The sequence below is a fragment of the Lysinibacillus sp. FSL W7-1291 genome, assembly GCF_038593415.1.
GTDB lineage: Bacteria > Bacillota > Bacilli > Bacillales_A > Planococcaceae > Lysinibacillus > Lysinibacillus fusiformis_D.
Genome location: NZ_CP151994.1, coordinates 4150229 through 4163432, shown reverse-complemented (window position 1 = coordinate 4163432; position 13204 = coordinate 4150229). Strand labels below are relative to the sequence as shown.

The window sequence follows — 13204 nt, the reverse complement described above, 5'->3', positions numbered from 1 at the left end:
ATCCGCCTCTTTTCCTAAAGGAGGCGGATTTTAATGATTTTATTTACTTTTCTTTGAAAAAGGTAGCCACCAGTTCCAATCACCAAATAATTTCATGAGACTTGGCACAAGCATAAGACGAATAATCGTCGCATCAATAGCAACGGCAATGGCTATACCAACACCAATTTGTTTTACAGGCATCACGTCTGTGAAGGCAAATGCCCCTGTAATAACAATCATAATAAGCGCTGCCGATGTAATAATACGGCTAGTGGATGTTAACCCATCAATTGTTGCGTGTGTATTATCTGCCCCTTTTAAATATTCTTCTTGGATACGAGAGATTAAGAAGACTTCGTAGTCCATACTTAAGCCGAACACCAGACAGAAAACAATGACTGGAATAATTAGTACAATCGGACCTGCTTCAATACCAAAATGTCCATATTGGAAAATATAAACGAGTATACCGAACGCAGATGAAAGCCCAATAATGTTCATAATAATCGCTTTTAACGGTATTAAAATCGAACGGAATGCCAGCATTAAAATAAAGAATGTGGAAACGATGATAATGGCTATAGCCAAAACTATTTTATTCGCAATTTCATCAAAAATCTCTTGGTTGAATTTAGCGGGTCCTCCAAGCGCGAAATCTACACCTAAATCTTGATCCATCCAAGATCGGGCAAATTTTTGAGCAGTAGTGGAAGAGCCCGCTGCATCGATGGTAATAGGGATAAATAATTGAGTATCTTTTGAAAAAGTATTCATTACAGACTTTAACTGTTCCGCAATCTGTGGAATTGCTAAAGAAGTGGAAAGCTCCTCAGGTGTTTGAATGTTAGCAGCTGTATAGACTGTTGAAACATTTGTTACTAGGGAGTCCTTTAATAGCTTTTCTTGAATAGCATAAATGAGCTCTCTTCCTTCAGCATCCTCCCAGCCTTCTTTTCGTTCAGCTAATAAATATAACGTAGATGATTCACCCAGTCCAAACGTTTCATCTAATTTATCATATGCTGCACGTGCATCATATTTAGTTGGCAAGGAGTCAACCTGTGGAATCGTTAGTTGTATGTCCTTTAATGGGAGCATACCAATGCCAAGTAATAATAAAGCAGAGATTACAATGGCTATTGGATGTTTCATGACAAAGCCTGCAAAGCCACGCCAACGATTGGCACCACCTGGTTTAATGCGTATTAGACGCCATTTATTGAGTTTATCTCCTAATAGCATCATAGTGGCAGGGAGTAGTGTCAAGCCAGAAAGAACGGCTAACAGGACGACTATGGTACCTCCTAGAGCGATATTGTGAAAAATCTCTACATCAATAACGATCATAGCGCCTAAGCCTATCATGACACAAACAGCAGAGAAAATGATGGAACGCCCTGCTGTTTGTATAGCAGTTTGAATAGCTTGGACTATAGAGGTGTGCGCACGCTCTTCTCGGTAACGATTAATAAACAACAATGCAAAATCAATGCTTAAAGCAAGCCCGAGCATTGGGACAATATTTAAGACGAAAATGGATAGATTCACACTACCACTAAGGAGCGTCATTATACCGAACGCAGTAACAACTGTTACAACACCAATGATGATTGGCAAAATAGAAGCAATCACTGTACCAAAAGCCAATAAGAGAACAACGATGGCAATGGGTAACCCAATGGCTTCAGCGGAAGCTAAATCTTTTTGACTGGCTGTATTAATGTCAGCAGAAATAACGGGTCCTCCCGTAATGCTAACGCCGTCTTCTTCAATTAATGATCGAACATTTTCTACAATGTCAGAAAGATTCTCCACATCATTTTTTAAATGAACCATTGCATAGGCAATGTCATCTTTACGTAAAGAGGAGTCTTCTAAAGGTGATTGGATTGAATGTATGTCTTTTATGCTATCTAGTTTTTTTAAAGTGTCTTTCATTTGTTGATCTTCAGCTGGATCAAAGACAATTAAAATCGTATCAGATGGTAGATCAAAGTTTTCTGCTAGCTCATTTGTCACATAGGTATGATCGGCTTCAACAAAAAAGCCATCACCCTGAAGTTTACCTGGAAGCTGTAGAGCAAAATAAGCCATTGCTAGAAAAATAATAAGCCATATCGCTACGATTGCTTTTGCATGTGCTGTAATAAATGCCGAAAAAGTTTTCATGGTTGTTAATGCATCCCCCTTCTCAAATAGTGTAAAGGATGTGTCACATTTTGTCGTGTGACAAAGTAAAGATATTGGACAGGAGTCTTTCATAGTGTTGAAAAACAAAACCATCCATAGAATTTATGTGAAAGGTGAAAAAGGATTTCCGTTGCAGGCTACTTGCTTTCCTGTGGGCGAGCGCCGAGCCGCTTCCTCTGCTACCGCTCCGTTTAGAGGCTCGCCTGTCTCGCTATTCCCACGGGAGTCAAGTAGCCTTCCACTCCAATCCATAAAAAAGTGAAGGCATTCACTACTCTTTTATGGAGGGGTGTTGTCACACATCACTTCTCCACATTGAAAATAAGAGGCTATCCTCTCTTATAATATAAATAATGGGCTATTTTGTTCAGGAAAAGACACTTTTGCAGAAAGGTTGATTGGAGTGGAGCCAGCGTCACTCCTAGGGGAATTTAGCGTCATAGAGGAGACCCTGGAGCGAACGCAGTGAGTGAAGCGGCTCATCGGACGCCCCCTGGAAAGGACGCTGGCGGAACGGAAATCAACCCCTCGCCTTACAAAATTGCTTATTATGCCGTTGACATTACCTTTTTTCAACAACATGAAAGACTCCTGTCCATCTATTGGACAGGAGCCTTTTATTAAAAGAATAATGATAAGAGGAAATAAATAACAGATGCCATAACGGCTGAAATTGGCATTGTAATAATCCAAGTAGTGACAATCTTGCGGGCCATACCCCAGTTTACACCACGTACACGCTGTGCAGAACCAACACCCATTATAGATGAAGAAATAACATGTGTGGTTGATACTGGTAAGTGGACTAACGTAGCCCCAAAAATGACAGTAGCGGAAGCTAAATCTGCTGCTACACCGTTAACAGGGCGGATTTTCATAATTTTACCGCCAACGGTTTTGATGATTTTATAACCACCTATCGATGTACCTAGACCCATTGCTGCTGCTGCTGCTGCACGCACCCAGAACGGTATTTCATCTCCTGTATGCAAACCACCAGCAATTAACGCCATTGTCATAATCCCCATTGCTTTTTGTGCATCGTTTGTCCCGTGGGTAAATGATTGAATGGCCGCAGTGAAAATTTGCATAGTACGGAAACCTTTATTTGTTCGATATAAGTTTAAATTTTTAAACCATATTTTAAATAGCGTCATCATAATAAAACCTGCGCAAATAGCAAGTATTGGAGAAAAAACTAACGCCATAATAATTTTAGTAAAGCCACCATAGTTTAGTACATTAAAGCCAGCAGAAGCGATAGCAGCGCCGGCAATAGAGCCAATCAATGTGTGAGAAGAACTAGATGGAATACCAAAATACCATGTCAATAAATTCCAAATTATAGCTGAAATTAATGCAGCTAAAATAACGACTGAACCGGTTGTGTCACCTTCAAAAGCATTTAAAGAGAAAGGGTCTACAATATCTTTTGTTAGAGCTTTTGCAACCCCTACAAAGGTAATAGCACCGATAAAGTTCATGGTTGCTGCCATGATGATTGCTACTCGAGGTGGCAATGCTCTAGTGGAAACCGAAGTTGCGATAGCATTTGCTGTATCATGGAAGCCATTGATAAAGTCAAATGTAAGGGCAAAGATGACGACCAGTACGGTTAGTATAATGATTGTGTTCATTGTAAAGTGCCCATCTCCTAATTATGCGTTGCGCATGATAATTGTTTCCATAGTATTTGCTACGTTTTGACAATGATCAGCGATATCTTCAAGTTGTTCATATATATCTTTAAATTTAATGAGGCGAATTGGATCTTTTTCATTTAAAAATAATTTCTTAATGGAAGAACGCTGTACCTCATCACATTCACGTTCATAGTCTTTAATAAGAATTGCGTGTGGACGCATGCCAATTAGATTCTTTTTCTTTAACTCTTCAGTCGCTTTAACAATTTCATCAGCACTTTTAGAAATAAACCCTAAGAACGTACGCATGGATTCATCGATTTCTGTCAGGGAAAACATTTCAAAGTGTGCAATACAGTGTTCTGTTCCATCTAAAATATCATCCATACGAATGGCAAACTCTAAAATATCCTCACGTTCAATAGGTGTCATAAATGATTTGTTTAGCATTACGATCAGTTCATGAATGAGCTTATCGCCAGCAGTTTCGTAATTTTTCATTGTAATGCTAATCTCTTTTAGGTCAGCTACACTGTTAATACGAAAATCATTTGCGTAATGTACAGCCTCTCTCATATTTTCAGCAATTTTATGCAATGCAATAAAGAAAGGGTCTTGTTTTTTTGAGTTAAGCATGTAAATCGAATCCTCCTGGATGTAAATAAAATTAATCGACCTCTAAACTTTATTATCATAACAAAATCTTTAATTTATCTACATAAAAACTTTATATTCGACATGAAAATTTACATTCCTGTAATATTTATTTCGTTCACAAAAAGAAAGGGGAACAGACTGTATTTATTTTTATAGATACAGGTAAAGTCCTTATTTAATAAGGAATTACCTTATAATTTTTTCTGTTTGGTACAGATTACAACGAAAAATAGGATGAATAACAAGAGAAATAGCATGATGAATTGTAAAGCTAATGTAAATACGTTTGTACTATGAGGAAGTCTTCTTATTCTTAAGAATTTCTTCATTTTTATCCTTCCTCTTTATTAAGAATTGTTTTCTACAATGGGAAATGAATGAGAAAGGAGCGTTTATAAACAAATGATTCAAGTTGAAAACTTACAACATACATTTTTAATTGGTAAAAGAGGGAAGGAAAAACAGGTTCCAGTATTGAAAGGTGTGAACTTTGAAGTTAATAAAGGAGAGATTGTTGCCATTGTAGGAAAAAGTGGCTCTGGCAAATCGACCTTATTACAAGTTCTTGCTGGTTTTATGAAAGCTGAACAGGGGTCTATTAAAGTAAATGGTAAGGAAACAGCCCATCTGACTGAAACAGAAAGTGCTGCTTTTCGCTTACGTCAATTTGGCTTTATTTTTCAAAACTTTCAGTTGATGCCGGGTTTAACGGCTTTCGAAAATATTGAATTACCTTTAAAACTACAGGGCTTACGTAAGGCTGTACGGAAAGAAAGGGTAAAGAAATTAATGGACAAAGTTGGTCTGACAGAAGTGGCAGATCATTATCCTAATGAATTATCTGGTGGACAACAACAGCGTGTCAGTATTGCGCGTGCCCTTATCACAAATCCTCCGATATTGCTTGCTGATGAGCCTACAGGAAGTCTTGATTCAGAAACCGAGCAAGATATTTTATTGCTTATCCAGAGCCTAAACCGTGAGCTAGGGCTAACCTTTGTCATTATTACGCATGATGAAGAAGTGGCCACGATAGCACATAGACGTTTTCGCATGTATGATGGCGAACTTGTAAAGGAGGAGGCTTAACATGTTATTTAAAGATCAACTAGATTTTGTAACACAACATATTAAGAAAAATAAGCTGCGCGTGTTTATGACGATATTAGCTGCAACGATGGGCTGTGCTTTTCTGATTGTGCTAGCATCCGTTGGTTTTGGATTACAGGAATCTTTACGCAATGAAATTCTTTCGAATGAAACAGTTACGAAAATTCAAGTATATGGCGATAAGCAATTGACAGAAGAGCAAGTACAAGAAATTAAAAATTTGAACCATGTAGAAACGGTGCTTGAAACGATAAGTGTGAATGCTTCTGCACATTCCTTTTTAGGTGATCGTGATACAACCTCTAATTTAATTTTGTCGGATATGCAGGACTTTGAGCAGGTGAACGGCAAGCTTGCAAAAGGACACTATCCAACAAAGCCAAATGAAATTGTTGTAGGCTATCATTTTGGTCAAACATTATTGAATGCGGCAGAACGCAATATTATTGAAGAAAAGAGTAAAAAGGCTGAAGCAGAAGGAACATACTATGATGGTAGTGAAGAAGGCTATAAAGAATCATTAATTGGAAAAAATATAGAGCTTTCCTTAGTGCCTCATACTGGCACAAATGATGAAACGCAAAAAATGGCCTATACAATTGTTGGTGTGATGGAGAAGCCTTCTTATGATTGGATGGTTGATAACGCCATTCACATGGATAAAGCACAAAAGTCAGTGTTAGCTGAAAATATACCTGCCAATAGTGATATCAAAGAAGATGAGCTATTTTACTCAGAATTTAATATTTATGCGGATACTTTAGAAAATGTAAAGCCGATTTTGGAGAAGTTAAAGGGTAAAGGCTATAGTGTCTATTCAGTGACCGAACAATTAGATCAAATGAATGTATTTTTCCTTGTACTAAAAATTGGCTTAATCTTTGTAGGGACGATTGCGGTGCTGATTGCTTCTATTGGTATTTTTAATACAATGACAATGGCTGTCACAGAGCGTACACGTGAAATCGGTGTGTTAAAGGCGATTGGTGCAAGTCCGAAGCTTATTCAACGATTATTCTTAATGGAGAGCACGTTTATTGGTATTTTTGGAACGTTTATTGCGGTTGTTATTTCGTATGCCATCAGCTTTGCGGCTAACGCAGCATTACCATTGATTCTTAAGGCAGCGACAGGAGAGGAGGCTTTTGCAACAAATGATATAATATTCTCTCTTATACCATGGCAATTAGTCATTATTGCAGCCGCCATTAGTATCGGAGTAGCGATGATTTCAGGCTATCGTCCAGCACGCAAAGCGACTAAAATAGATGTGATTCAAGCTTTACGACAAGAGCTATAATAAAAGGCGGTCCATTTCAAAGATGGATCGCCTTTCTATTAGGGAAGGAGTACCCCGTAGATTATAAATAATCTTTTAACTCTTTAGCTAAAAATGGTGTGGCATTGAGCAATTTTAAGAAGGCATCATAGCTGGCGCGTTGCTCTTCACTAGGTTTTTTACCTGTTTGATATGCTCGGATTAAAATGTTTTTAGGGGTATTTTCCATATCAATAAACTCTAAAAGCTGTGCCTCATAGCCAACCAAGGATAATATTTCAGCACGAATAGCATCTGTGGCTAGTGCTGCAAAACGTTCTCGAACAAGACCGTGTTGCAACATAATATCAAGAGCTGGCGTATTTAATTGACGATTTAACTCATGCTGACAACAAGGGACACTTAATATTACACTGGCCCCCCATTTCACAGCACGAGCTAGTGCCATGTCTGTCGCAACATCACATGCATGTAGTGTTACCACCATGTCCACAGCAGATTCATCATTATAATCATTAATATCTCCTACAAGAAATTCGAGCTGGTCATAGCCTAGATCCTGTGCGATTCTTGAACATTCTTCAATAACCTCTTTTTTTAAATCTAAACCAGTAACACGAATGTCTAAGCCCTTTTCGATTTTTAAATAATGATACAAAGCGAAGGTTAAGTAAGATTTACCCGAACCAAAATCTAAAATACGCACTTGTCGATCCTGAGGTAAGTAAGTTAAAGCATCATCAATAAATTCAATGAAACGATTAATTTGCTTAAACTTATCGTATTTTTGTTTCTTTACTCTCCCTTCCTCTGTTTGTACCCCAAGCCGAATTAAAAATGGATAGGGCTGGTCATCAGATAGTAAATAATTTTTTTTTCGATTATGAGCTAAATTGACTTGTTTAGGGGAGGTCGATTTATTAGATTTCCAAAGGACCTTATTCTTTTTGGATAATTGCACATGTACTTTTTCATCTACAAAATCGATATGTGCTTGACGATAATCCTCAAAAATGGCTTCAAGCTTGTAAGGGAAATCGGCCACTTCAATATTTTCATGTTTTAAAATGCGTTCATATTGGTATTCAATTTGTATATGATAATGATTTTTTAACATTAATGGCTTTAATTTTATACGTTTGATTTCGTTCGATTTCATGCGTGGTTGACTGATTGTAGCAGTCACAAGCTGTTGCTGTAAAATTTGCTCAATGAGCAGAGCTTTCATTTCTTCAAATGTCATACATTTTCGCCTACTTTATTGTGTAATAGATGGCACTAGTTTAACACATTTTATAATAGACAATGGCTACTTTGACATTCGGAAAAATTTTAATAAAAATTCTGAGTATTTATAGGTGGAATTGTATATTCATGGTATCTTAAATATAGTAATTCTTTTTGAATTGGAGATACTAAAGAGGAAAAAAGGAGGAGAAAATATGTCAGATAACATGTATCAATTATTAGCAATTATTATTTACATGGTCGCCATGCTAGCAATAGGTTGGTATGCATTTGTGAAAACATCCAATTTAACAGACTATATGCTTGGCGGTCGTTCCTTAGGTCCAGCGGTTACTGCGCTAAGTGCAGGTGCTGCGGATATGTCTGGCTGGCTCCTTATGGGCTTACCAGGTGCGATATTTTTATCAGGTCTTGTGGAAGCTTGGATTGCGATTGGACTTACAATAGGGGCTTATTTAAACTGGCTGCTTGTTGCACCACGTTTACGGGTTTACACACAGGTTACGAATGATTCCATTACCATTCCAAGTTATTTGGATAATCGATTACGTGATAATACTAAGCTTATTAGGATTGCTTCAGGTATTATCATCCTATTATTTTTCACGTTTTATGTATCGTCAGGAATGGTAGCAGGAGGCAAGTTTTTCGAGAGTTCATTTGGTTATGATTATCACACAGGGTTATTAATCGTTTCAGGCGTAACAGTTGCCTATACCCTATTCGGTGGGTTTTTAGCGGTTAGTTATACAGATTTTTTACAAGGGCTTATTATGTTTTTAGCACTTATTATGGTACCGTTATTCGGGCTATTTGTAACAGGTGGGATAGGAGATACAATTACCTCTATTAAAGCGGTTAGTCCAGATCTTCTAAATTTATTACCAGCCACTGCGACAGCGGCAGGAATTATTTCTTCAGTTGCTTGGGGATTAGGTTATTTTGGACAGCCACATATCATTGTTCGCTTTATGGCAATTAGCTCTGTGAAAGAAACAAAGCAGGCTCGACGTATTGGTATTGGCTGGATGATGTTAAGTTTATTCGGTGCTATTGGGACAGCTTTGGTAGGGGTAGCCTATTATGAGCAAAACGCTGGTGAGCTGAAAGACGCTGAAACAGTATTTATTGTCCTAGGACAAGTTTTATTCCATCCATTTATAGCCGGTATTATGCTGGCGGCTATTTTAGCAGCTGTTATGAGTACCATTTCCTCACAGCTTATTGTGACTTCCTCAGCGCTTGTAGAGGATATTTATAAAGCTTTATTTAATAAAACAGCAGATGATAAACATTATGTGTTTGTTGGGCGTATGGCTGTATTAGTTGTTGCAATTATTGCAGCAATCCTAGGGTGGAATCCAGATAGTTCCATTTTAAGCTTAGTTGGCTTTGCTTGGGCAGGATTTGGTGCAGCGTTTGGACCTATTATTTTACTCTCTTTATATTGGAGAAAGCTCACGAATTATGGGGCACTTAGCGGAATGATAACAGGGGCTGCAACTGCGTTTGTTTGGGGTAAAGTGGATGTTTTATCAAGTGCTCTATATGAAATTGTTCCTGGCTTCTTTGTTTGTTTAATTGTTGCGATTGTTGTCAGTATGCTGACATATAGACCAAATAAAGAAATTGAAGAAGAGTTCACTCGCTCAGAGACAATACTAAAAGAAGAAAGAAAATAGTTAAAATGCGCCTTTTCTTAAGAGGCGCATTTTTTAGAAAAATAGCTGAATATCAAGAGATACGAAAAAGAGTTATATATGGTAAAATGAAGAAAATTTGTCGTAGAGACACCAAGCTTTGGTGGGAGGTTTCTAATGGATAGAATTAAGGAAGTCGATGTATTACTTGAAAAGGCCATATTAGTTGGCGTAAATTTACGAAATGATGAGCATTTTGATTATTCTATGGAAGAGCTAAAAAATTTAGCAGAGGCCTTGCATGTGGAAGTAGTAGGCGTTGTCACGCAAAATTTGGAGCGTGTTACACCGTCTCATTATGTGGGGACAGGTAAAATAGAAGAAATCAAAAATTTTTATGAAGAAGCGCAAGCAAATCTTGTTATTTTTAATGATGAATTGTCGCCTTCTCAAATTCGTAATTTAGAGCGTGATTTAGCAACGAAGGTTATTGATCGAACAATGCTTATTTTAGATATTTTTGGAAGACGGGCAAAAACACGAGAAGCACAAATGCAGGTGGAATTAGCTCAGTTACAATACATGCTACCTCGCTTAGTGGGCTTACATGCCTCTCTAAGTCGTCAGGGCGGTGGTACTGGAGGCGGCTTTAAAAACCGTGGTGCTGGTGAAACGAAGCTTGAATTGGATCGACGAAAAATTGAAGATCAAATTGCTAAAATTAAAAAGGATCTTGAGCACGTTAAAGAGCAACGAGAAACACAACGTAAACAGCGTCGAAAAAATGCACTCCCAGTTGTATCAATCGTCGGCTATACAAATGCGGGTAAATCAACCATTATGAATCAGTTGCTTGCCCAAATAGGGCAAGAAGAACATAAACAGGTTTTTGAAAAGGATATGCTTTTTGCTACACTTGAAACTTCAGTTCGTCAAATTGAACTACCCGATAAAAAGACATTTTTACTGACAGATACAGTTGGTTTTGTTAGTAAATTACCCCACCATTTAGTAAAAGCGTTCCGATCCACATTAGAAGAAGCGCGAGATGCTGATCTTTTACTCCATGTTGTTGATGTTTCAAATGCAGAGCATGGATTTATGATGGATGTGACAAATGAAACGCTGAAGGCGGTTGGAGTAGAAGACATTCCAACAATCTATGTTTACAATAAGGCTGATATAGCAGATGTTCCTTACCCTGTAGTCAGCGGTGATAATATGTGGATTTCAGCAAAACAAGGGATCGGTTTAGAGGAATTAATACAATTGATTCGTCAGCATATCTTCTCTCATTATGTGACGTGTGACATGTTAATTCCTTATGACCAAGGCAACGTTGTTTCTTATTTAAATGAATATGCCTCTGTTTTTAATACAGCCTATGAAGAGGGCGGTACATTATTATCGCTTGAAGTAAAGGCAGCAGATTATGCCAAGTACCAACAATATGTTGTCAATTAAAAAAATGTAGATCACCCAAAGCATGCCAAAGGATTTTTGGCATGCTTTTTGTGATTAGTGGGAATAGTAGAATCTAGAACTACATGACAGGACTTCGTAAATTTTATAGACAAAATAGTGTGAATTTGTATAATAAGTAAAAAATCCGAATGTTAAATATTTTAGAATAATTTAAAGCTTTTATGTCAGTTTTCTGAAAACAAAGAATGAGAAAACTTAGATATATCAAAGGATTTAATATTTTGTGCTATAACCAATCAGAATTTATAGAAAAATGACAAATTTTCAACATTTTTTAAAACTCTTGCTAAAGATAATAAAACGCTTTAGTATGATGAAACAAAGTTTTTTTATCCTTAAATTAGGGTAGTAATGTTTTTGGAGAATAATTTTTATTTGGGAGAGGGTATTGTATGTCTAGTAAAGATGAAGTTGTAAAATCTGTCCCTCAAAATGGCTTTGTTGGACACCCTAAAGGGCTCTTTACTTTGTTTTTCACGGAATTTTGGGAACGTTTCTCGTATTATGGAATGCGAGCAATTCTCATCTTCTTTATGTATTATGAATTGAATGAGGGTGGCTTAGGTCTAGACCGCGGAACAGCGAACTCTATTATGGCCATCTATGGCTCACTTGTTTATATGTCTGGTATTATAGGTGGCTGGATTGCCGACCGAGTTTTAGGAACACGTAGAACCATTTTTTATGGTGGCGTGTTAATTATGATCGGTCACTTACTGCTAGCATTGCCTGGCGGAGTGACTATGTTATTTGCTTCAATGGCATTTATCGTCATGGGTACAGGTTTATTAAAGCCAAACGTTTCAAGTATTGTTGGGGACATTTATGCTGAAACAGATAGCCGCCGTGATGCAGGTTTTTCTATTTTCTATATGGGTATTAATATGGGGGCATTCATTGCGCCATTTATTGTCGGAACAATTGGACAAAAATATAGCTTCCATCTAGGCTTTGGTTTAGCTGGTCTTGGAATGTTTGTTGGTTTAATTGTTTACAAATTAACAGAGAAAAAGTATTTAGGCTTAGCAGGATTACAAGTTAATAATCCATTAAAGCCTGAAGAACGTAAAAAAGTCTTTACACAATTCGGAATTGTAGCCTTACTTATCATCATTTTAGGTGCTATTGGTATTAAAACGGGTACATTAACAATGAATGTATTCAGTTTTATTATTACGGCACTAGGTGTATTAATTCCAACTGTGTTCTTCATTTATATGTATCGCAGTGAAAAAACTACGAAAGATGAGAAGTCTCGCCTACTTGCTTATATTCCATTATTTTTATCAGCGGTAATGTTCTGGGCTATACAAGAACAAGGGGCAACAATTTTAGCTACGTATGCAGATGAGCGTACTCAGTTAAGTATTGGAGGCATTCAGCTTCAATCTTCATGGTTCCAGTCGTTGAATCCTTTATTTGTCATAACATTGGCACCATTATTTGCGATGCTATGGCTTAAATGGGGGGACAAGCAACCAACTACACCACGTAAGTTTTCATATGCATTGTTTTTTGCAGGTCTCTCATTCTTAGTAATGATGATTCCAGCATACTTATCTGGTGGGGAAACGTTAGTAAGCCCTTTATGGCTAGTCCTGTCATTCTTCCTAGTAGTGGTTGGTGAGTTATTATTATCACCAGTTGGTCTATCTGCTACAACAAAGTTGGCACCGCAAGCCTTTGCAGCACAAACTATGTCATTATGGTTTTTAACAAGTGCCGCAGCACAAGCAATTAATGCGCAATTAGTAAAGGTTTATGAAGTTGTAAGCGAATTCACATACTTCGGCTTCTTAGGTTCATTATCTATTGTGGTCGGAATTATTATATTAGTACTTTCACCGATTATTTCAAAAGCGATGAAGGGTATTAATTAAAAGAAAGATGCAAGTACAGTTTGATTAGTAACTGTACTTGCATCTTTTTTTGCTATCTAAATAAAAGTCTATCTAAGAAATTTAGAGTGA

At 37.3% G+C, this 13204-nt stretch carries 9 protein-coding genes; 5 read left to right on the top strand and 4 right to left on the bottom strand.

The genetic code is table 11. The features are described 5' to 3' along the window. Positions 1–39 precede the first annotated feature (39 nt). The 3 genes from NST76_RS20205 to NST76_RS20195 form a co-directional block, all read right to left on the bottom strand. Positions 40–2151 carry an MMPL family transporter gene (locus NST76_RS20205; RefSeq protein ID WP_036128463.1) on the bottom strand — a complete coding sequence of 704 codons (2112 nt, stop codon included), beginning with the start codon at positions 2149–2151 and terminating at the stop codon, positions 40–42. Between the two features lie 641 nt (positions 2152–2792). Beyond that, entirely contained in the window at positions 2793–3809 is a 1017-nt protein-coding gene (locus NST76_RS20200) for an inorganic phosphate transporter (protein ID WP_058844748.1), read from the bottom strand. 21 nt (positions 3810–3830) lie between these two features. Next, positions 3831–4451: a DUF47 domain-containing protein gene (locus NST76_RS20195; RefSeq protein ID WP_036128422.1), complete on the bottom strand. Its 621-nt coding sequence runs from the start codon at positions 4449–4451 to the stop codon at positions 3831–3833. Between the two features lie 423 nt (positions 4452–4874). Here NST76_RS20195 and NST76_RS20190 point away from each other — a divergent pair, with 423 nt between their 5' ends. Together NST76_RS20190 and NST76_RS20185 are read left to right on the top strand one after the other, a co-directional pair. Further along, a complete protein-coding gene (locus NST76_RS20190; RefSeq protein ID WP_036128420.1) occupies positions 4875–5561 on the top strand; it encodes an ABC transporter ATP-binding protein in 687 nt (228 codons plus the stop codon). A 1-nt stretch (position 5562) separates the two neighbouring features. Continuing rightward, positions 5563–6882 (top strand): FtsX-like permease family protein, encoded by a 1320-nt coding sequence (locus NST76_RS20185; protein WP_036128417.1) that lies wholly within the window; start codon positions 5563–5565, stop codon positions 6880–6882. Positions 6883–6943: 61 nt separating this feature from the next. On the opposite strand, the gene NST76_RS20180 is transcribed toward NST76_RS20185, so the two are convergent. Next, positions 6944–8104, bottom strand: coding sequence for an SAM-dependent methyltransferase (locus NST76_RS20180; protein ID WP_249646072.1), 1161 nt, complete (start codon positions 8102–8104; stop codon positions 6944–6946). A gap of 199 nt (positions 8105–8303) precedes the next feature. On the opposite strand from NST76_RS20180, the gene putP reads away from it, so the two are divergent. The 3 genes from putP to NST76_RS20165 all read left to right on the top strand — a co-directional run bounded on the left by putP (position 8304) and on the right by NST76_RS20165 (position 13114). Then, positions 8304–9791: a sodium/proline symporter PutP gene (gene putP / locus NST76_RS20175; RefSeq protein WP_249646073.1), complete on the top strand. Its 1488-nt coding sequence runs from the start codon at positions 8304–8306 to the stop codon at positions 9789–9791. Between the two features lie 135 nt (positions 9792–9926). Further along, positions 9927–11213 (top strand): GTPase HflX, encoded by a 1287-nt coding sequence (gene hflX / locus NST76_RS20170; protein ID WP_249646074.1) that lies wholly within the window; start codon positions 9927–9929, stop codon positions 11211–11213. A 413-nt stretch (positions 11214–11626) separates the two neighbouring features. After that, positions 11627–13114: a peptide MFS transporter gene (locus NST76_RS20165; protein ID WP_036128411.1), complete on the top strand. Its 1488-nt coding sequence runs from the start codon at positions 11627–11629 to the stop codon at positions 13112–13114. The last annotated feature ends 90 nt before the right edge of the window (positions 13115–13204 follow it).